The sequence below is a fragment of the Cobetia sp. 4B genome, from assembly GCF_018831605.1.
Taxonomy (GTDB): domain Bacteria; phylum Pseudomonadota; class Gammaproteobacteria; order Pseudomonadales; family Halomonadaceae; genus Cobetia; species Cobetia amphilecti.
The window spans coordinates 2,338,005-2,359,032 of record NZ_CP059843.1 but is presented as its reverse complement, the minus strand read 5'-3'; the positions used below and the strand labels follow the sequence as shown (position 1 = coordinate 2,359,032).

The 21,028-nt window shown below is 64.4% G+C and carries 15 protein-coding genes; 3 read left to right on the top strand and 12 right to left on the bottom strand.

Features of this window, described 5'->3' with window-relative positions:
• Positions 1 to 298: 298 nt before the first annotated feature.
• The 8 genes from H2O77_RS09895 to H2O77_RS09860 form a co-directional block, all read right to left on the bottom strand.
• On the bottom strand, positions 299 to 1,585 hold the full coding sequence (locus tag H2O77_RS09895) for an AGE family epimerase/isomerase (RefSeq protein ID WP_346428182.1): 1,287 nt from the start codon (positions 1,583 to 1,585) through the stop codon (positions 299 to 301).
• Entirely contained in the window at positions 1,585 to 2,928 is a 1,344-nt protein-coding gene (locus H2O77_RS09890; RefSeq protein WP_215822894.1) for a trehalase family glycosidase, read from the bottom strand. Before H2O77_RS09890 ends, H2O77_RS09895 begins: the two co-directional genes overlap by 1 nt.
• Before the next feature lie 67 nt (positions 2,929 to 2,995).
• Entirely contained in the window at positions 2,996 to 4,030 is a 1,035-nt protein-coding gene (locus tag H2O77_RS09885) for an ABC transporter ATP-binding protein (RefSeq protein ID WP_107334666.1), read from the bottom strand.
• A gap of 99 nt (positions 4,031 to 4,129) precedes the next feature.
• Positions 4,130 to 5,047 (bottom strand): carbohydrate ABC transporter permease, encoded by a 918-nt coding sequence (locus H2O77_RS09880; protein WP_215822893.1) that lies wholly within the window; start codon positions 5,045 to 5,047, stop codon positions 4,130 to 4,132.
• Entirely contained in the window at positions 5,047 to 5,895 is an 849-nt protein-coding gene (locus H2O77_RS09875) for a sugar ABC transporter permease (protein WP_192838913.1), read from the bottom strand. The genes H2O77_RS09880 and H2O77_RS09875 overlap by 1 nt, the downstream gene beginning before the upstream one ends.
• Positions 5,896 to 6,106: 211 nt before the next feature.
• Complete coding sequence (locus H2O77_RS09870) at positions 6,107 to 7,375, bottom strand: ABC transporter substrate-binding protein (RefSeq protein ID WP_215822892.1); 1,269 nt, start codon at positions 7,373 to 7,375, stop codon at positions 6,107 to 6,109.
• A 143-nt stretch (positions 7,376 to 7,518) separates the two neighbouring features.
• The gene (locus tag H2O77_RS09865; protein WP_215822891.1) at positions 7,519 to 8,520 is read right to left on the bottom strand and encodes a substrate-binding domain-containing protein; all 1,002 of its coding nucleotides are present in this window, start codon (positions 8,518 to 8,520) and stop codon (positions 7,519 to 7,521) included.
• Between the two features lie 412 nt (positions 8,521 to 8,932).
• A complete protein-coding gene (locus H2O77_RS09860; protein WP_215822890.1) occupies positions 8,933 to 10,324 on the bottom strand; it encodes a sugar porter family MFS transporter in 1,392 nt (463 codons plus the stop codon).
• A gap of 336 nt (positions 10,325 to 10,660) precedes the next feature.
• Here H2O77_RS09860 and H2O77_RS09855 point away from each other — a divergent pair, with 336 nt between their 5' ends.
• The 3 genes from H2O77_RS09855 to sulP all read left to right on the top strand — a co-directional run bounded on the left by H2O77_RS09855 (position 10,661) and on the right by sulP (position 14,838).
• Positions 10,661 to 11,539 carry an MBL fold metallo-hydrolase gene (locus H2O77_RS09855; RefSeq protein WP_215824558.1) on the top strand — a complete coding sequence of 293 codons (879 nt, stop codon included), beginning with the start codon at positions 10,661 to 10,663 and terminating at the stop codon, positions 11,537 to 11,539.
• Between the two features lie 106 nt (positions 11,540 to 11,645).
• Positions 11,646 to 13,001, top strand: a complete 1,356-nt coding sequence (locus tag H2O77_RS09850; protein ID WP_215822889.1) for an FAD/NAD(P)-binding oxidoreductase — start codon at positions 11,646 to 11,648, stop codon at positions 12,999 to 13,001.
• Complete coding sequence (gene sulP / locus H2O77_RS09845; protein ID WP_215822888.1) at positions 12,994 to 14,838, top strand: sulfate permease; 1,845 nt, start codon at positions 12,994 to 12,996, stop codon at positions 14,836 to 14,838. Before H2O77_RS09850 ends, sulP begins: the two co-directional genes overlap by 8 nt.
• 134 nt (positions 14,839 to 14,972) lie before the next feature.
• On the opposite strand, the gene H2O77_RS09840 is transcribed toward sulP, so the two are convergent.
• The 4 genes from H2O77_RS09840 to speB all read right to left on the bottom strand — a co-directional run bounded on the left by H2O77_RS09840 (position 14,973) and on the right by speB (position 20,893).
• Positions 14,973 to 16,424 carry an aldehyde dehydrogenase family protein gene (locus H2O77_RS09840; RefSeq protein ID WP_215822887.1) on the bottom strand — a complete coding sequence of 484 codons (1,452 nt, stop codon included), beginning with the start codon at positions 16,422 to 16,424 and terminating at the stop codon, positions 14,973 to 14,975.
• A gap of 109 nt (positions 16,425 to 16,533) precedes the next feature.
• Positions 16,534 to 18,210, bottom strand: a complete 1,677-nt coding sequence (locus H2O77_RS09835; protein ID WP_215822885.1) for a 5-guanidino-2-oxopentanoate decarboxylase — start codon at positions 18,208 to 18,210, stop codon at positions 16,534 to 16,536.
• 75 nt (positions 18,211 to 18,285) lie between these two features.
• On the bottom strand, positions 18,286 to 19,602 hold the full coding sequence (locus H2O77_RS09830) for a YjiH family protein (RefSeq protein ID WP_131433041.1): 1,317 nt from the start codon (positions 19,600 to 19,602) through the stop codon (positions 18,286 to 18,288).
• A 340-nt stretch (positions 19,603 to 19,942) separates the two neighbouring features.
• The gene (gene speB / locus H2O77_RS09825; protein ID WP_054556970.1) at positions 19,943 to 20,893 is read right to left on the bottom strand and encodes an agmatinase; all 951 of its coding nucleotides are present in this window, start codon (positions 20,891 to 20,893) and stop codon (positions 19,943 to 19,945) included.
• Positions 20,894 to 21,028: the final 135 nt, after the last annotated feature.

Below are 21,028 nucleotides of genomic sequence, written 5' to 3'. Positions count from 1 at the left end.
AGTTTCTTCAGCTGATGAAACGTCTGGAATGCAGCGCCTCGGGGCATGCCCGCGGCTGTCGGCTGCCACCCTCTGCCGGGGCGGTCAGCGCAATCCAGTATTGTCAGGAGCGGTGCTCTAAAGAAACACGGAGGGTGTTCGAAAAAATAGCGCGGGTCGTCCTTGCCACGAAACCAGACGCCCACAACGCGACGACCCGACACGCCGCGTGGGGCGGCGTGTCGGGTCGTCGGGTGTATCGAACGTGTCGAGCGTGTCGCGACTGGCTGCGGGCCGCCATTCACGGCCCGGCGGGCGGTCAGTCGCGGGTGATCACGCGCAACAGCTCATGGCAGGCGCCGAGGCTGTGATAGTCACACTTGGCACCGGGCGAGCTCTTCAGGTCATCGAAGCGCTGGTTGTCGGCATTCAAAAGGCGATACCAGGCACCGTGCTGGTGGTCGATGAAGTGCTGCCAGGCGTAGCCCCACAGGCGCTCGTACCACTCGGCATAGTGCGAATCGCCGGTGGCCTCGTGCAGCAGCGCCGCGGCCACCAGGCTCTCGGCCTGCACCCAGAAGTACTTGTCGTCATCGCAGATGGTGCCATCCGGCGCGAAGCCGTAGTAGATGCCGCCGCGTTCGCTGTCCCAGGCCAGATCCAGGGCGGTATCGAACAGACGCTGCGCGGTCGGCAGCAGCCAGTCGTCATCGCGATGACGCTTGAGCATCAGCAGCAGCTTGGCCCACTCCGTCAGGTGACCCGGCTGGAAGCCCCACGGGCGGTAGAGGTTCTTGGGGTCGTCGCGGTTGTAGTCCCAGTCGACGTTCCAGTCGCGATCGTAATGCTCCCAGATCAGGCCATCGGCCTTGGCGGCCTGACGCTGGCAGATGTTGCTGGCCAGGGTCATGGCCCGCTCCAGATAGTGCGCCTCGTCGGTGGCTTCGAAGGCGGCCAGCATGGCTTCACAGGCATGCATGTTGGCGTTCTGGCCACGGTAGTCGGACAGCGTCTGCCAATCGGCGCTGGCCTCGTCGGCATAGAGCCCCGCCTCAGGCGACCAGAACTTGTCTTCCATCAGCGCGCGGGTCTCCTCGAGCCAGCCGCGAGCCTCCTCGATGCCGGCGCGCCAGGCCGTCGCATAGGCCAGCATCACGAACGCCAGGCCGTAGCACTGGTTGGTGTGGTCTGCCTCGCCTTGCTCGCTCAGCGACCACAGATAGCCACCGGTCTGCGGATCGAGATGGACATCGCGCAGGTAATCGATGCCGTGACGGGTCGCGGCCAGACACTGCTCATCACCGCTGCGCAGATATTCCATCGCGAAGTTGAAGACCATCCGCGTGCTGCTGACCAGATGACGCGCCGCGGGCGCATACACCGTGCCGTCGTCGCGCCAGGCCTGGAAGTAGCCACCGCGCTCATGGTCTATCGCCTTGGGCAGATAGAAGTCCATGATCGAGCGGATATGCTCACCCAGAAAGCCGCGGCTGGCGAACGTTGCCGGCATGGGCGGTATTGCCTGGCGTGACAGCGGTGCCTTTTGCGGTGCCTGCGCCAGTGGAGAGGCTTGTTGAGACTGCTGCTGAGAGGCGTGCTGAGTCATCAGGAAGCCTCCACGACGCCGGCTGCCGCCTTGCTGGCAGTGAAGCTCTCCAGCGGGTTGAGCCAGTAGAGGTCCATCGCCGCGGTCCAGGAGAAGTCGCGACCGCCACAGCCTTCGCCGGTCACCGAGTTGAAGTACTCGTAGTAGCCGGCGGCCTCGATGCACTTCTGGCTGGCCTGCTTGATCTGGTCGGCCTCGCGGGACATGCCATATTCCTCGCAGCCGATGGCCAGCATCCAGTTGATGTGCAGCCAGCTCGGTCCGCGCCAGTAACGCTTCGGCTCGAAGCGGGTGCTGGCCGGATGGGTGGAGGCGACACCGAAGGGCGCCTGTTCCAGCCATTCCTCGAGCAGACCGCCCATGCGCTGCGCCTGGGCGCCGCTGGCGACCCCGGCGAACAGCGGCAGGATGCCGGCGGTGGTGACGTGATCCAGCAGCACGTTGGCACGCGCATCGCGGCTCAGGAAACAGCCCAGCTCATCGCTCCACAGCGCCTGCACGCCTTCCTCGGTGCGCGCCAGCGACTGCTTGAGGCTGAAGAGCGCCTCGCCGTGGGTGTTGGCCAGGCCCAGACCAGCGGCATCCTCTTCGCACAGCGCGATCAGGTCGCGCGTGCCACGGTGCAGGATGGAGATCAGGCTGATGTCCTCGACGCGGTACGGGCAGTCGCGATACAGCACCTCGGCGTCGTGCTCGTTCTGCTGGAAGAACTTCACCAGATAGATATAGCGATCGTATTCGTACTTGTGCGGGCGCTCGGACGGATCGACCAGACCGGTATCGCGACGCACGTATTCGGCATCGACCGGCGGCACGCCAGCCAGCGGGCCATCCCACTGGGGGCTGTTGTCCATGCCCGATTCCCACGGGTGATAGCTGCACACGCGGCCGGTGTGTTCCGGATCACGATCGCGGTAGAACCACAGGTGGTAGCGGATGACGCCGGGCAGGGTGGCGGCCAGCTTTTCCTCGGCAAGCCGGCGATCACGGCCTTCCTCGAACAACAGCTTCATGACGCTGGCCAGCACCGGCGGCTGGGAGATGGCGCTGGTCGACGGGCTGTGCTTGACGCCCCAGACTTCCGGCCCCGGGAAGTAGGTTTCCGCGTCACCGTGGAAGACGATGTGCGGCACCATGCCGTTGTCCCACTGACCTTCCAGCAGGCGCTCGACCTCACGCCAGGCACGTGCTTCGTCACCGGCGGCCAGCCAGCCCAGCGCGGTGATGGCGGCGTCCCAGTTCCACTGGAAGGGGTAGAGGCCACGCGTGGGCACGGTGTAGCCGCCCAGGTCGTTGAGCTTGAGAACGTCGTGAGCGCTGAGCGCGTCGAGCTTGGCATTCATGTGAGTCGGCTCCGTTCGGGATGAAAGGTTTGGGCTGAAAGGTTGGCTAGAGAGGAGTCGGGGTGCCTTACGCCGACATCAGGTGGCCGCTGTGGTCGTAGAAGCGCACCTTCTCGGCCAGCGGGCGGATGTGGATGTCGCTGCCATTGCCGACATCGAGATCACTCGGCACATTGACGCGAATCATCTCGTCACCGAAACGCGCGGTCAGCTGCTTGTGCGACCCCAGTAATTCCGAGACCAGCACGCGCACCGGGGCGAAGTTCTCGGTGGGCTCGAAGCGCACCTCGAAGTCCTCGGGGCGAATACCGCACTTGTGCACCTGCTGGCTCGACTGCTCGGGTCGGGTCGGGTGATTCCAGCGCGCATCCGGCGGGATGAAGTTCATCGGCGGGTTGCCGATGAAGCTGCCGACGAATTCGGTCGCCGGGTAGTGGTAGATCTCGGAGGGCGGCGCGTACTGCTCGATCTGACCCCCCTTCATGACCGCGATACGGTCCGCCAGGCTCATGGCCTCGACCTGGTCGTGGGTCACGTAGATGGTGGTGGTGTCGGAGGCGGCGAGAATGGTCTTGAGCTCGGCGCGCATCTCCAGACGCAGCAGGGCATCCAGATTCGACAGCGGCTCATCCATCAGCAGCACTTCCGGCTCCATCGCCAGGGCGCGCGCGACCGCGACACGCTGACGCTGACCGCCGGAGAGCTGACCGGAGTAGTGATCGAGGCGGTCCTCGATATGCATCAGTGCGGCGGTTTCCTTCACCTTGCGCTGGATATGCGCCTCGCTGTCCTTGCGCACGCGCAGGCCGAAGGCGATGTTCTCCGCCACGGTCATGTGCGGGAAGACGGCGTAGTTCTGGAACACCATCGCGATGCGACGATCGCGCGGTGCCAGCGAGGTGATCTCACGCTCGCCGATGCGGATCGAGCCGCTGCTCTCGTATTCCAGCCCCGCGATGATGCGCAGCAGGGTGGACTTGCCGCAGCCGGACGGGCCGAGCAGCACGGTGAATTCCTTGTCGCGGATCTCGAGATCGATGGACTTGAGGATTTCCTGCTTGCCGAACTGCTTGCGTACGGCGCTGATTTGGATGGCTGACATGGTCTGACTCCTTTGATCGAGAGCGGCGGCGAGGAAGTGAACTCGCTTGCGAGACGATGAAGATCGCCGCCGGTCATTGGCCTGATGAGCGGGCGTACGTTAGCGGTTGGAAATGCCCCACATGCTGAACAGGTACTTCCTGATCGCGAACAGGAACAGCAGCGCCGGGACGACCAGAATCAGACCACCGGCATACTTGATCTCGGCAGGTGACTCGGAAAGGCTCTGCACCAGGAAGGCGGTCAGGGTGCGGTTCTCGACGGTGAGAATTGCCGAGGCGAACACCTCGTTCCATGAGATCACGAAGGCGAACACGGCCGAGGCGGTGATGCCCGGCGCGGCCAGCGGCAGCACCACGCGACGGAAGGCCTGCCAGCGGTTGCAGCCCATCAGCCAGGCGGCTTCCTCGAGTTCCACCGGAATGCCCATGAACAGGCTGGAGGTGATCAGCACCGCAAACGGCAGTGCCAGGGTGGCGTGCACCATCGCCAGACCCAGGATGGAGTCATCGATGCCGACCTGGATGAAGATGACGGCCAGCGGCAGCGCCAGCAGCGGCATCGGGAAGGCCCGCGACAGGATGATGATCATGCGGTAGGCATTCATGCCCGGGAACACGAAGCGGGCCAGCGCATAGCCTGCCGGTGCGCCGAGCACGATGGCGATCACCATGGTGAAGACGGCGGCCAGCAGCGAGTTGCCCAGCGCGCTGATCACGCCCTGGTAGTGCCAGAAGAAGTCGAGGGTCTCGAAGCTCAGCGCCGGGGTCAGGGTCTTGGGCCAGCCGGTGATCTGCTCCGGCGTGCTGACGCTGTTGAGCATCAGCAGGGCGATGGGCACCAGCACCCACAGCACCAGAATCGCGACACCGGCCCGGAACAGCCATTTCCAGGCCATGTCATTGCGTCGTGGCTTGTGGGCGGTCTGTGCCTCCTGGCGTGAGGAGTCGGCTGAGGAGGCGCTTGCGCGTGACGAAAGCGATGACGGCATGACGGCCTCGGAAGAAGAGGATTTCATCAGCGGGCCTCCTTCGGCACATTGAGGAACTTGATGTAGAAGCCGGTGATGACCACCGAGATCAGCATGATCAACACCGCGTAGGCCGCAGCGGCACCCGTCTGCTGGTAGAGGAACTGCCAGTCGAAGGTCTCGCTCATCAGTACCGGCATGTCACTGCCGCCCAGCATCATCACCACCGCGAAGACCTCGAGTGCCAGCAGGGTGCGCAGAATCAGCGCCGACTGGATGCTGGGGCGCAGCATCGGCAGGGTGATCTTCCACAGGCGCTGCCAGTAGCTGGCGCCGAACACCTGACCGGCCTCGTCATATTCCTTGGGGATCAGCCCCATGCCTGATACCAGGATCACCAGCACGATGGCGGTACCGCGCCAGATCTCGGCGACCACCACGGCCAGAAACAGCGCGAAGGCATTCTGATAGTTGAGCCAGGACGCCGGCGCATCGATCACGCTGACCGCACTCAGGAAGCTGTTGAGGAAGCCGAACTGCTCGAGGATCGCCAGCCAGATGATGCCGGCGGCCAGATCGGAGATGCCCAGCGGGATGGTCCAGATGTAGAGGATGCTGTCGCGCCCCTTGTTCATCCTGGTGACCATCAGCGCCATGCCGATGGCCAGCACCAGCTGCAGCGGCACCACGACCCCGGTCAGCAGCAGGGTGTTCTTGAGTGACGGCCAGAAGTTGAAGTCCTGATAGATGCGCGTGAAGTTGGCCAGGCCCACGTTGCCATCACTGCTGGTGAAGGCCTCGGCGAAGATCTGGATGAACGGATAGAGAAAGAAGGCACCCATGAACAGCAGGCTGGGGGCGATCAGGTAATAAGGTAGCCAGCGATCGTGCTTCATCTTTGCTCACCTTTGGCGTTGTTGTGATGGCTTGTCGGAATGGTCTGGGGGCACCGGGCCGGCATGACAGGGGTTGGCGTTCCGTCATGGCGACCCGTCGGGGGGTGCCGTTGCTGCTGCGTTACGAGTGATGCGAGTGATGCGTGTGTGGCGAGTGATGCGTGTGTGGCGAGTGATGCGTTCTTGAGTGTTGCGTTCTGGCGTCAGCGGCTTACTTGACCGGGCAGGGGCCGTCGCTGGGCGTATCCGGGAGCCAGCAGCCTGCGCCTGATGTGTTGATCAGCGTCTGCAGGCGCGGGGCGAGGATATCCAGCGTCTCCTCGATGTCGGCGTCGCGCAGTACGATCTGCACGAAGGCATCGCGGTAGATCTTGTTGAACAGGCCCGATTGCTGGCCCAGGCCGCTGGGCAGCAGCGAGAGCACGGCGTCATCGGCGGAGGACTGGGCCGCGACCGCCTTGCCGGACATGCGAATGCTGGCGGGCAGGTCATCGGGCAGTTCAGCCTCCACCACCGGGAAGAAGTTGGTGGCCCGCAGGGTGCGAATCTGGGCTTCCGGCGTCATCAGATAGCGGATCAGCTTGCGCGAGGCATCGGGATTCGTGGCATTGGCGGGTACCGCCAGGCCAGCGACCACCGGCATGTAGCCGCGCCCCTCGGGGCCGGCGGGGGCCGGGAAGGCCACGTACTGATCCGGCTGCTTGTTGAAGGCATCCTTCAAGCGCGCGGTGTGATCGAAGGCGACCCACACCTCGCCATTGAGCAGCGGTTCCTGCATGAAGCCGTAGGCGGTGGAGCGCGGATTGGTCACCGCCCAGATCTCGCGAAACTTCTGCCACATGGCCACGGCGTCATCGCTGCGGAACTCACGCACCACCGAGTGGGTGAAGGACGGGTAGAGATAGCCTTCCAGGAAGCGGTGGATCAGCCCCTTGCGACCGGCCGGGAAGCCCAGCTTGGGGCTGCCGGTGGCCTCCTGCATGTTGCGGCCCCAGGCCAGCAGCTCGTCATAGCTCAGCGCGTTCAGGTCAGCGCCTTCGGGCAGGTAGGGCAGCGCCTTGCGGTTGGCGGCCATGATGTAGGTCGCCTGCATCCACGGGATGTAGCGCTGCTGGTCGCCGCCCAGCTTGCCCAGCGTCATGTACTGCTGGCTGATGCCCGCGTCCGCAAGCGAGCCTTGCAGGTCATCCAGCGGCGCCAGAATGCTGGGCGTCAGCGACCCCAGTTCGCCGTGCAGCCCGCCGAGCAGATCCAGCGCGCCATCGGGGCTGGTCTTCTCCGCCTCGAGACGCGACAGGAAGGTGCCCGTCTCCTGTGGCATGTAATTGATGGCCTCGGCGTAGGGTGCCAGCGCGATCTCACGCATCTGCTGGGCCTCTTCCAGCGGTCTGGCCTGGGTGCTGAAGAAGGTGATGTCAGCGAGGGCGGACGTACTGCCCAGCAGCGCCAGCAAAGCGAGGGCGGTTGGCATCTTGCGCATGGAGGTCTCCCCGGTCGGGTGTTGTTTTTCTGGCGTCACGCTGACCACGTTCTGGCGATGGCATTTTCAGATCAGGCGTTTAGCGGTCAGGCTTCTGGCGTCGTGAGGTCAGTCGATGGTCCTGTGTGCTCAGGCATGTGTGCTCAGGCAGTGGTATCGCGCAGCAGCAGGTCGTAATCGAAGCAGCGATGGCGTGGCGCGCCCTCCTGCGGCGCCAGCACCAGTTCGATCAGCGCCTGACTGACGGTCTCGAACGAGACGTCCAGGGTGCTGAGGCTGGGCTGGCGGTACATCTGCGGCGGCAGGTTATCGGCGCCGATGATGGCGATGTCCTCACCGGGCGTGTGGCCGCAGGCGCTGACCGCTTCCATCACGCCGTAGGCGAAGATGTCGCTGGCACACACGAAGGCGGTGGGGGCGTTGGCCCCGGACAGCGCTTCATGGGCGACCTGATAGGCACTGGCATAGCCGTGCGGGCAATGGCGCGAGCTGGGCGCGAGGCCGGCGTCGTGCATCGCCTGCAGATAGCCGGTCTCACGTTCGACGGCGGTATAGAGGTCGCTGAAGAAGTTGAGGAACAGGATATTGCGATGGCCCAGGCCAATCAGATGGCGGGTGGCGCGCATGAAGCCGTCGGCAGCATTGATGTCGACCCAGTCGTGCTCGCTGGCGCGGCCGGTACGACCGTGAGTGACGAAGGGGATGCCGCTGTCGAGCAGGAAGTCGACGCGCGGGTCCTGAATGCGGGTACGTGCCACCACGAAGGAATCGACCTTGCCGCCATCGATGAAACGCTTGTAGGTGTCCAGCTCGTCGCGGTCCTCTGGCACCGTGGTGACGATGAGGTCATGTTCCGGTGCGGCGTCGTGCAGCGCCTGGCCCAGCGCGACCAGCAGGCGGGTGTTGAACTGATCGCGAAAGTCGCCCTGGGCGCCGTTCATGATGTAGCCCACCGAGGAGGTGCGGCCTGTCTTGAGGCGGCGTGCGCTCTGATTGGGCTTGTAGCCCACTTCACTGGCATAGGCCTGCACCCGCTCACGGGTCGTGGCGCTGACATCCTCGAATCCGCCCAATGCCCGCGAGACCGTCGTGACTGACAGGCCCAGCTGGCTGGCGAGATGCTTGAGTGTGATGTTCGGCGGCATGGCACTTTTCCTTTGCGGTAACTGTGAGCGGAAACCGTTACCCGAAACGTTTCGGAAGCGATCTTTTCACTGTTTTGATTAGCTTGGCAAGAATGACGAGACCAAAGAATATATCCGTAATAATCCCGACATATGGCGCTGAAAATCGCCGCTCAGGCTGGCGATTGAGCCGGCGACGATACCACGCTATTTGCACGTAGCGATCTGGCGCGCGTCAGCGCAGGAGAAGGGCAGCAAGCCAAGTGCGTTGTGGGTAGCGGAGCCGCTCTCATGTCGTGAGGCGATGCTCGGCGGGGGCTCCTGACGGGCATGACTGCCAGAGCCATAAACGCCGACACCCCGCACAGGGCGGGGTGTCGGCGTCTGGAGAGCGTTACTCGAGTCAGGCTTCAAAGCTAAGTCGTCAAGAGCCTCAGTTGCCCTGTGGCGCGAGTGCCGCGGCCTGTTCCTGCTCCTTCTCCTTGCGCGAAGGGCGGATCAGACGGCCCTGCAGGTCCTCAAGCGAGACACCCTTGGTCTCGGGCATGAAGAACAGCACGAACACCAGTTGCAGCAGCATCATGACGGCGAAGAAGGCAAACACCGGCCCGCCGCTGAAGTGGCTGAGGATGGTCGGCATCAGCAGCGCGATCAGCGCCGCGAAGATCCAGTGCACGGAGCTGCCGAAGGACTGGCCCATGGCACGTACCTTGTTGGGGAATATCTCTGAGATGAACACCCAGATCACCGTGCCCTGGCTCATGGCATGCGCCGCGATGAACACGCCCAGCAGCACCGGCACGCCATAGCCGCCCATGGCGGAGAAGTCCTCGAGATGGAAGGCCCAGGCGATCAGGCACAGCGACACCAGATAGCCGGCAGAGCCGATCTTGATCAGGGTGCGGCGCCCCAGCTTGTCGATCAGCGACATGCCCAGCAGGGTGAAGACGAGGTTGATCACCCCGATGCCCGCCGTCGAGAGCAGGGCAGCACTCGCTTCCAGCTGCGCCTCGGCCAGAATGCGCGGCGCGTAATAGATGATGAAGTTGATGCCGGACAGCTGATTGAAGGCCGCGATCAGGAAGGCGAACAGCACCGGCAGACGATAGCGCCAGGCGAACAGACGGGTGTGCTGTTTGGCACTTGCATCGCTCTCGGTGCCGCGGATGATGGCGATTTCCTCGGCGATGTCGGCCTTGGGGTTGATCAGCGCGATGATCTCGGCGGCGGCCGCCTCATCGTTGCGCTTGAGGATCAACCAGCGTGGGCTGCGCGGCACCTTGCAGATCATCAACAGATAGAGCGCGGCCGGCACGGCTTCCACGCCCAGCATCCAGCGCCAGTTCTCACCGTCGATGAAGCCGATGAAGTAGTTGGAGACGAAGGCGATCAGGATCCCGAAGACGATATTGAACTGATAGAGCCCGACCAGCGCCCCACGCCGCTTGCGCGGTGCGATTTCCGAGATGTAGATAGGCGCCGCGACGGATGAGGCCCCCACGCCCAGCCCGCCCAGCAGACGGAAGAACGAGAATACATAAGGGTCAGTGGCCAGCGCCGACCCCAGCGCCGAGACCAGATAGAGGATACCGATGCCGATCAGCGTGGCGCGGCGCCCGAAGCGATCGGTCGGCCAGTTGCCGAAGATGGCGCCGATCACCGTGCCCCACAGGGCCATCGACATGATGATGAGGCCGTGGTTGAGATCGCTCAGACCCCACTGGCTCTGCAGTGAGGTATCCGCCCCCGAGATGACGGCGGTATCGAAACCGAACAGGAAGCCGGCGAGGGCAACCGTGATCGACCATTGAAGTATTCGTGACATGGTGTAGCTCGTCCAATGAGGGCTAGGGTAAGTGACAGCAACTTGTGAAACTTAATCGTTCAAGATTGTATGGCTGAATCGTGTCACCGCGCAATGTCAGCATAGCGTGTGCGATTCTTTCTATCAGCTATACCTTATGGTGAAAGGCATTTCGTTGAGGGATGTCGCTAATTGCTATTGGGAAATTCAATAGCTAGAACAATAGGTTATTGAAGACGCCTTGTTGTTATTCTTTATGGTTTTAACGTTATTCTATTTTGCGTTGTTGCCGCTGCAAGCGTAGGCTTGAGACATCAATCCTTGAGCGAAGCAGGAGGTCGGAAGATGGCAACCTCAATACAGCGCCCCCAGGTCGAGAGCTTCTTCGACGAAGACAGCAACACCTTCACGCACCTGGTGCGCGACCCGCAGTCCCGCCAGTGCGCGATCATCGATCCCGTGCTCGACTTCGATTATCCCGCAGGCCACACCAGCACCCGCTCTGCGGATGCCTTGCTTGCGCATATCGAAGCCGAGTCCCTCGAGGTGGCGTGGATTCTCGAGACCCACGTCCACGCCGACCACCTGTCGGCGGCCGCCTACCTGAAAGGCAAGCTGGATTGCCAGCTGGCGATCGGGGCGCGCATACGCGAAGTGCAGGACATCTTTGCCGATATCTTCGCCGCCGAGGCGGGTTTCGCGCGTGATGGCCGCCAGTTCGATCGCCTGCTGGAAGAGGGCGACAGCCTGGCGATCGGGGCGCTTGAATGCCGCGTGCTGCATACGCCGGGCCATACGCCGGCCTGCGTCAGCTACGTGATCGGCGACGCCGTCTTCGTCGGCGATACCCTGTTCATGCCCGATTACGGCACCGCGCGCTGCGATTTCCCCGGCGGCGATGCGCGTACGCTGTATCGCTCGATTCACAAGGTGCTCTCGCTTGCAGGCAGCACACGCATCTTCCTGTGCCATGATTATTCGGCCGAAGGGCGAGAAGGCTTCTGCTGCCAGACGTCGGTGGGTGAGCAGCGTGAGCACAATATCCATGTGCATGACGGCATCGATGAGCAGGCCTTCGTCGACATGCGTACCAAGCGTGATGCCGGGCTTGGCATGCCGCGTCTGATGCTGCCGGCGGTGCAGGTGAACATGCGTGCCGGCCAGCTGCCGCCGGCGGAAGACAACGGTCGCGCCTATCTCAAGATTCCGCTCAACCTGCCGTTTGATCAGCTTTGATGGCTGCCATGCCGGCAGGGAGTATGACCAGGCGCTTTGCCTATGTAGCTTGCTTACGTAATTTTGTGACTCAAATGGACGATTTTCCGCGATGGGAGCCTTATCGATGAGCCAGAGCACGCCACAGACCCCGCCAGTTTCGGATTCTGCAACGACGCCTTGTGACAATCAGGGGGCTGATTCGGCCACGGAAGCGACTCGCGCCGCCAATCACCGCCTGGCACCCAACGCCCACAAGGTGGTGATCATCGGTGGCGGGGCCGGCGGCATCGCGGTGGCGGCCAGTCTGCTCAAGCGCCAGCCGGGCATGGACATCGCCATCGTCGAGCCCGCCGAGCAGCACAGCTATCAGCCGGGCTGGACGATGGTCGGTGGCGGCATCTTCACGCCGGAATTCACGCGCAAGCCGATGCACTCGGTGATGCCCAAGGGCGTGCACTGGTATCGCGATACGGCCACCGGCATCGATGCCGAGGCACACGAAGTCACGCTCGGCAATGGCCATCGTCTGCGCTACGAGCGCCTGGTGATCGCCATCGGGCTGGAACTGGACTGGGGCGCCATCGACGGGCTTGAGGAGACGCTGGGCGAAAATGGCGTCACCTCCAACTATCGCTATGATCTCGCGCCCTATACCTGGCAGCTGGTGCAGACCCTCAAGGGCGGCAAGGCGCTGTTTACCCAGCCGCCGATGCCCATCAAGTGCGCCGGTGCGCCGCAGAAGGCGATGTATCTGGCCTGCGATCACTGGCAGCGCGAGAATGTGCTGTCGCAGCTCGAGGTCAGCTTCCACAACGCCGGCGGCGTGATGTTCGGCGTGCCGGCCTACGTGCCGGCGCTGGAAGAGGCGGTCGCGGGCTATGGCATCGATGTCAGGTTCCATCAGCGGCTGGTCGCGGTGGATGGCGAGACGCAGACGGCACGCTTCGAGGTGCCGGCAGCCGAGGAGGGCGGCGAGCCGCAGATCGTCGAGCAGTCCTTCGACATGCTGCATGTGGTGCCGCCGCAGAAGGCACCGGCGTTGATCGCACAATCCGGGCTGGCCAACGCCGCTGGCTGGCTGGATCTCGAACCCGAGACCCTGCAGCACATGAGCCATCCCGACATCTTCGGGCTGGGCGATGTCAGCGGTACCTCGAATGCCAAGACCGCCGCGGCGGTACGCAAGCAGTCCCCCGTGGTGGTCCAGAACCTGCTGGCCACGTTGACCGGTGGCGCGCTCACGGCGGGCTATCGGGGCTATGGCTCCTGCCCGCTGACGGTGGAGAACGGCCGCATCGTGCTGGCGGAATTCGGTTACGGCGGCGAACTGCAGCCCACCTTCCCCAAGTGGGTCAATGACGGCACGCGTCCGACTCGCCTGGCCTGGCAGCTCAAGGCACGAGGGCTGCCGTTCATCTACTGGAACCTGCTGCTCAAGGGCCACGAATGGCTGGCGCGTCCGGCGTCACGCGATGTCTGAGCCGGTTCGAGAGACAAAGGGGGCGTCGCTTGCCCGCTGGCTGCCGCTGGCGGGTTGGCTTGCCCACTATGACCGCCACAGTCTCGGGCGTGATCTGCTGGCGGCGGTGATCGTCAGCGTCATGCTGGTGCCTCAGGCGCTGGCCTATGCACTGCTGGCGGGGCTGCCGGCGCAGGTCGGCCTCTACGCCAGCATGTTGCCGCTGGTGCTGTATGCGCTGTTTGGCACCAGCAGCACCCTGGCGGTGGGGCCGGTGGCGATCATCTCGCTGATGACGGCCTCGGCGATCGCGGGCATGAGCGGCGCCGATGGCGCGGCGCTCTCCACGCCCGAGATGCTGGCCGCTGCACTGCTGCTGGCCTTTCTCTCCGGCGCGATGCTGATCGCCATGGGGCTGTTGCGCCTGGGAGTGCTGGTGAATTTCATCAGCCACCCGGTGATCTCGGGCTTCATGACCGCCTCGGGCATCCTGATTATCGCCAGTCAGCTCGGGCCGATCACTGGCCTGAGCCTGAGCGGCGGCAATCTGATCGCGATGGGCGAGTCGCTGTCGGCAGGCGCTCAAGAGTTGCACTTGCCGACACTCGCCATCGGGCTGGGCTGCCTGGCGTGGCTGATCCTGGCGCGCCGCCATCTCAAGCATGGCCTGATGGCCTTGCGGATGAGCGAGAGCGCGGCAGGCATGCTGTGCAAGACCACGCCGATCATCGCCGTCATCGTCTCCAGCCTGCTGGCCTGGGGGCTGAGTGATCCTCTCGTTCAGGGCGAACAGCTTGAGCAGGGCAAGAGCGGCATGGCGCTGGTCGGTGCCGTGCCCGGCGGGCTGCCCGATCTCAGCCTGCCAAGCCTTGTCAGCCATGACTGGTCGGGTCTGCTGATCTCGGCACTCTTGATCAGCGTGGTCGGCTTCGTCGAATCGCTGGCGCTGGCCCAGACTCTCGCCGCGCGGCGCCGTCAGCGCATCGACCCCGACAAGGAGCTGATCGCGCTGGGCGTCTCCAACATGGGCGCAGGCGTCAGCGGTGGCATGCCGATCTCGGGCGGGCTGTCGCGCTCGGTGGTCAACTTCGATGCCGGCGCCGCCACGCCCTTGGCGGGGGCCTTCACCGCCATCGGCATTCTGCTCGCCAGCCTGTGGCTGACCGACTGGTTGGCCTGGCTGCCGCGCGCGACGCTGGCGGCGATCATCATCGTCGCCACCACCAGCCTGATCGACATCGCGGCGATCAAGCGCACCTTCCGCTACTCGAAGGGTGACGGTGCGGCGCTGATGATCACGCTGGTCATCACCCTCGCGCATGGGGTGGAGAGCGGCATCATCGTCGGCATCGCCGTGTCGCTGGGGCTCTATCTCAAGCGCACCAGCCAGCCGCACAGTGCGCTGGTGGGGCGCGTGCCGGGCAGCGAGCACTTTCGCAATGTCGAGCGCCATGAGGTGGAGACCGACCCCGAACTGGCGATTCTGCGCATCGACGAGAGTCTGTATTTCGCCAATGCGCGCTATCTGGAAGACACCGTGCTGGCGCTGATGGCCGAACGCCCCTCGCTCAAGCATCTGGTGCTGGCCTGTCAGGCGGTCAACCTGATCGACGCCTCGGCGCTGGAAAGCCTGGAAGTCATCAATGAACGCCTGAGCGCCGCTGGCGTGAAGCTGCATCTGAGTGAGGTGAAGGGCCCGGTGATGGACCGCCTCAAGTGCTCGGAGTTGCCGGCCAATCTCGGCGGTGACATCTATCTCAGCACCTTCGATGCCTGGCAGGCGCTGAGCATTCACGGCAGCCACTGCGGCCAGTCCTGCGCGCGGGACGGCATCAGCCAGACGGCGGCGGTCGGCTGATAGGAGAAATAGGAGAAGTAGCTGGTTTCCATAAAGAGTCGTGAACGAAAAGCCCCGCCTCGGTGATTGCCGAGGCGGGGCGTTTTCTTATCTGGTCACACAAGATGCTCAGTCAATACGTTCAGTCAATACGTTCAGTCGAGCACTGGGCCGATGATGTGCTTGACCTCCAGATAGCCCGCCAGGCCCCACGGCCCCAGCTCACGGCCGATGCCGCTGCGCTTGAAGCCACCCCAGCTGGCCTGAACCAGCGGCAGCTGCTCACTGTTGTACCACACCACCCCGGCGCGCAGGCGACGGCCGAGCTGCTGGGCGCGCCTGGCATCGCCGCTGACCACCGTGGCCACCAGCCCGAAATCACAGTCATTGGCGAGGCGGATCGCCTCGGCCTCATCGGCGACGCGGCGCGAGCACAACACCGGCCCGAAGATCTCCTCGCGCCACAGACGGCTTGCTACCGGCACATCGGTGTAAAGGGTCGGCGCCACGAAGTAGCCCTTGCTCGGCAGGCTGCGATGGGTGCCATCGCGCAGCGCCGCCAGGCCTTCCTCGCGCGCCACGTTCAGATAGCTCAGCACGGTGTCGCGCTGGCGGGCGCTGGTCATCGGGCCCATCTGGGTCGCGGCATCCAGCGGGTCACCCAGCACCAGCGCATCGATGCGGCTGGCCAGTGCGGCGTGCAGCTCATCGGCGATGGCTTCATGCACCAGCAGGCGCGAGGTGGCAGAGCAGATCTGACCGGCATTGAAGTAGATGCCCGCCATCACCCAGTCGGCGGCTTCCTCGACGTCGGCATCGTCGAGCACGATGATCGGCGATTTGCCGCCAAGCTCGAGAGAGACACCGCGCGTGCCGCAGGCCGCGGCCTGCATGACCTTCTCGCCGACCACATTGCTGCCGGTGAAGGAAATCTTGTCGATGCGCGGATGACGGGTCAGCGGCGCGCCGATACCCTCGCCATCGCCGTGCAGCAGGTTGAACACGCCTGCCGGCAGACCGGCTTCCAGGGCGATCTCGGCCATCACCTGCTCCGGCAGTGGCGTCACTTCAGACGGCTTGATCACCAGGGTGCAGCCCGCGGCGAGCGCCGGCGCGACCTTCCAGGCGCTGGTGACCAGCGGGAAGTTCCACGGCGTGATCAGTCCCACCACGCCAGCCGGCTCGTGATAGGTGTGCGCGGCATAGCCTTCGACATCGTGCGCGACCTCCGCACCCTGACGCGCATCCAGCGCGCGTGCCTGGGCGGCGTAATAGCGGTAGCAGCCGATGGCGTCATCGAGATCGATCTCGGCCTCGGCGCGAATCTTGCCGTTGTTGCGACACGACATCTCCACCAGCGCTTCCCGGCGTGAGGTCAGCCCCTCGGCGAAGGCCTCCAGATAGACCGCACGTTCGGCGCCACTCAGTGCCTGCCAACCCTCGAAGGCCTCGGCGGCGGCCGCGACGGCGGCCTGTACATCACGCGCATCACCCGCCGTCACCTCGGCGATGACGGTCTCCTCGAAGGGATTGGTGACCGCCAGACGACGCTCGCCGTGGGACTTGACCCACTCGTTGTTGATGAACTGATGATCGAGCTTGTGCATGGACATTCCTGACATGTGAGTTTCTGGCATGAGAGTTCCATGCCGCCTGCCACCTCAAGGTCACAGGCGGGCATTGTTCGTGAGAATGATGCGCTGCGCCGAGCCGGACTCAGCCGGCGATTGAGCGCTGCCATCCCGCCGCGTCGATTTCCACCAGCAGCGGGGCGTTTGCGTCGCGCTCGCTGATCGCTGTCGCCAGCTGACTGGGGGAGTCGATCGCCACGGCGGCGCAGCCGAAGCCCTGGGCGAGCAGCTGGAAGTCGGGGGCCTTGATGTCGACGCCCAGGCGCGTGACGCCGGCGTTGTCCATGAAGCGGCGGATCTCTTCATAGCCCTGGTTGTGCCACAGCACGATCACCACCGGCAGCTGTTCTTCCACCGCGCAGGCGAGTTCGGACAGCGTGAACATGATGCCGCCATCGCCGACCAGCGCGATCACCGGCAGGTCCGGGCGGCCCAGGGTCGCGCCCATCGCGGCGGGCAGGCCGTAGCCGAGCGTGCCGTAGCCGGTGGAGGCATTGAAGTAGCGGCGCGGTGCCGGCTGGCTGAGCAGATGATTGGCGGCGTAGACGGTCGCGCAGGAATCGCCGACCCAGATCGCCTCCGGCAGTGCTTGCTGGAGGGTATCGAACAGCGGCACATAGGGCGCGAAGGCCGGGTCAGTCGGCAGCGCGAGGGCTTCAAGCGTGGCGGCGGTGATCTGCGCGCCACGTGTCTTGCCTGCCTCTGCGTCAGCCGTCTTGTCATAGGTTTCGCCCAGGCCATCAGCAACACGCGCGGCGAGAGTCTCCAGCGCCAGGCCGGCGTCGGCGACGATGGCGAGTGTCGCCTGCTGGTTGCGCGCCAGCTGTTCGGGGTCGATATCGATGCGGATCAGCTGACCGCCGATCACGAAGCCATCATCGAACACCACGTCGTAGTCGGTCTCGCCAAGTTCGGTACCGATCGCCAGCACCACATCGGCGTCGCGCGCCAGTTCACGTACCGCAGGCAGCGCGGCGTTGGCACCGAGATCCAGCGGGTGGGCGCCGCCCAGCAGACCCTTGGCATTGATGGTGGTGACGGTGGGGGCATCGAGCGCCTCCACCAGCTGGCGGGCCGCCTCGGGTGCAGTGACACAGCCACCGCCCAGCAGCACCAATGGCCGCTCGGCGCCCTGCAGCAGGCTCACGGCCTCAGCTAGCAGGGCCGGGTCCGGCGCGAGGCGCCCGATGCGCGGGCGCGTGAAGTCATGCGTGGTGCGACCGGCGGGCGGAGCGATCTCGGCATTGAACAGGTCGATGGGAATCTCGATATGCACGGGGCCGGGGCGGGCACCCTCGAACAGCGCGAAGGCGCGGGCCAGCACTTCCGGCAGCGCGGCCGGGTCGAGCAGCGTGTGGCTGAAGCGCGCCACGCCCGACACCAGTTGCTGCTGGCTGGGCAGTTCGTGCAGACGCCCCTGGCCACGGCCGAGGGTGTCGGTGCGATTGACGCTGGAGATCACCAGCATCGGGATGGAATCGGCCAGCGCCTGGCCCATCGCGGTGGTGATGTTGGTCATCCCCGGGCCGGTGATGATGAAGCACACCCCGGCCTTGCCGGTGCTGCGGGCATAGCCATCGGCCATGAAGCCGGCGCCTTGTTCATGGCGCGGGGTGACGTGGCGAATGCTGCGCGCGGCGGTATCGGCATCCGGCTCCAGGCCACGGTAGAGCTCGACGGTATGCACGCCGGGAATACCGAAGACGGTGTCGACGCCGTAGGTGTCACGCAGCAGTCGGATCAGGAGTTCAGCACATGTCATGGCAGGTTATTCCAATGACGGGAGCACCGTGGTGCTCCCGTATGAGATGAGAAACAAGGTGAGTGCCCGCTTGGCTCAGAACACGAACAGATGCGCGATACCGGCGATGATCGGCAGGGTGATCAGCGTGCGCAGCACGAAGATGGCCACCAGTTCCCAGATCTTGAGCGGAATCTTGGACTTGAGCAGCAGGGCACCGATCTCGGACATGTAGATCAACTGGGTCAGTGACAGGCAGGCGATCACGAAGCGGGTCAGTTCGCTGTCGATGTCCTTGGCCAGCACCGCCGGCAGGAACATGTCGGCAAAGCCGACCAGCGTCGCCGGGGCTGCCTCTGCCGCGTGGGGAATCTGCAGCAGTTCCAGCAGCGGAATCATCGGGTAGGAGAGCCAGGTGAACACCGGCGTGAACTCGGCCAGCATCAGCGCCACGGTGCCGATGGCGATCACCACCGGCAGCAGGCCGAGGAAGATGTCCGCCACGTTGAAGCCGGCCGATTTCACCAGCTTGAGCGGGCCCGGCGCATGCTCGGCGCGCGCGACCGCCATGCCCAGTGAGTAGCGCAGCACGCCACAGTCGCTCTGGTTCTCTTCACTGATCTGGCAGCCGACCGGCTCGTGGTAGTCATCACGCTTGCGCGACAGCGGCGGCAGACGCGGCACGATGACGGCGGCGATCAGGCCCGCGATGACGACGGTCAGATAGAAGGGCACGAACAGGTGGTTGATGTTCATGAAGCTGGTGACCAGCAACGCGAAGGCGATCGAGACCACCGAGAAGTTGGTGGCGATCACCGCCGCTTCACGCTTGCTGTAGAAGCCCTGCTCGTACTGCTGGGTGGTGATCAGCACGCCGACGGTGCCGGAACCCATCCACGAGGCGGTGGCATCGATGGCGCTGCGCCCGGGCAGATTGAAGATGGCGCGGAACGGGCGACGCACCAGGCTGCCGATGAATTCCATGAAGCCGAAGTCGACCAGCAGCGGCAGCAGAATGGCCGCGAAGAAGAAGAAGGTCAGCAGTACCGGCGCGAGATCATTGAGCATCACGCCGCCGGTGAAGGCCGCGGTGACCTGGGTCGGCCCCCACTGGAAGTAGGTCATCAACGCGAAGATGGCGCCGAGGGCACGCATGGCGAACCACACCGGCGAGACGTCGAACAGCTCGTGCGCCGCGCCCTGACGTGCCCAGGCGGGCTTGGCGAGCTTGACGAAGCCGGTGAGGATCACCGACAGGCACAGCACCGCGACGGCGATGGCGGGCAAGGCGCTGCCGAGCGTGGCCTTGAGCCAATCGGCCATCAGGCCCATGCCGATGTTGATGGTGTCGCCGACACTGAACGGCACCAGGAAGAAGCTGACGCCGAGCAGTGACGGCACCAGGAATTTCATCAGCCCCTTGGCCGTGAGCGGCACGGGGCGGGTGGCGATGAGGTCTTTCTGCGCCTTGTGTGGCTTGGCGGTCTCAGGTTGTTCAGCACCAGAGCCAGAACTTGATGCGGAACTTGAGACAGAGTCAGAAATAGCGCGGGGCGGCGTATGGTCCGCCGCGGAGTCGATGCTGGTTGTCATTCGGGTCACCTAGATCTTGTTGTAATGGTCAGGCTCTAGCCGAGCATTGTGTGATGCATCATGCCGTATCGTCTCGGGTGATTCTGTGTGCGCCGAGGGCGGGACGGGCCCCCGGCGCGGGTGCAGCAGGACAGCGGGTCATTCGTGGGTCGTTCGTGGATCAGTCGCGCTGTTGCACGCCCGGCAGTACACACAGCATCTCGTAGAGCAGGGTCGCGCCCATCAGCGCGGTGTTGCCGCTGGTGTCGTAGGGCGGGGAGACTTCCATCAGGTCACCGCCGACGATGTTGAGGCCACGCGCGCCGCGCACGATTTCCATGCCCTGCGGCATGGTCAGGCCGCCGGCTTCCACGGTGCCGGTGCCGGGGGCGACGGAGGGGTCCAGGCCATCGATGTCGAAGGTGATGTACACCGGGCGGTCGCCCATCATGTCGCGCACTTCGGCCATCAGCGGGGCGAGTGACTTGAACCAGCACATCTCGGCAGTCTCGACACGGAAGCCCTGCTGGCGGCACCAGTCGAAGTCATCGGCGGAGTAGCCGGTGCCACGCAGGCCGATCTGCACCACGCGATTGCTGTCGAGCAGGCCTTCTTCCTGGGCGCGGCGAATCGGCGTGCCGTGGGCGATGGGCTCGCCGAACATGTGGTCGTTGACGTCGGCGTGGGCATCGATGTGGATCAGGCCGACCGGACCGTGCTTCTTGGCGATGGCGCGCAGCACCGGCAGGGTGACGGTGTGATCGCCGCCCAGTGTCAGCGGCACGCAGTCGTGGCGCAGCACCTCATCGTAGAACTGCTCGATGATGTCCATGCTCTTGGGCAGGTGGAAGGTATTGATCGGCACATCGCCGATGTCCGCCACCTGCAGGCTATCGAAGGGCGCGGCGCGGGTGGCCATGTTGTAGGGGCGCAGCATGCGCGATTCATCACGGATCTGACGCGGGCCGAGACGCGCACCCGGGCGGTTGGAGGTACCGATGTCCAGCGGAATGCCGATGAAGGCGGCGTCCAGGCCTTCCGCGGTTTCCTGAGCCGGCAGACGCATCATGGTGGCCGGGCCGCCGAAACGTGGCATGTCGTTGCCGCCCAGCGGCTGATTGAACTCGCTCATCTGTCTCTCCAGGGTCTTGAGTCGCTCGCGCTGACGTGACGGCGAGCGGGGTATTGTGATTGTTCGCCTGATCGCCTGCCGGACAGTGGCATGAAAGCCGGCGATCTTCCTTGGCGCATACCCCAGCATTGCAGT